This is a genomic window from Bacillus sp. OTU530 (assembly GCF_038440375.1).
On sequence record NZ_JASATP010000185.1, the window covers coordinates 1 to 293 of the forward strand.

At 46.4% G+C, this 293-nt stretch carries 1 protein-coding gene; it reads right to left on the bottom strand.

The window, feature by feature from the left end; all coding sequences use genetic code 11:
• Window positions 1-47 precede the first annotated feature (47 nt).
• Window positions 48-293, bottom strand: a 246-nt coding sequence (locus AAHB12_RS31550) for a M24 family metallopeptidase (RefSeq protein ID WP_342048971.1), incomplete at its 5' end; no start/stop codon positions are given.

Here is a 293-nt window from a genome sequence, read left to right on the forward strand (position 1 = left end):
TGATCAAGATCGTGAGCAGCGGTGCATCCTGCATAGGGATTTAAAAATTAATCAACATATAAGAAGCGGTTGAATGTATGAAGAGGCTCTAATCCATTCTTGCGTACAACTACTTGATCCTCTGTACGTACGCCGCCGATTCCCGGAACAATTAGGGACAATTCATATGCGAAAGTTTGACCCTCTTCAAGAACGTTATCGCAAGCTGGTCCGATTTCTGGGATATCTTCCTCAGGGTCCATACCTGTGGCATGGGCACCCGTACGGCCTTCGCTCACTTCTACTAAGTACTC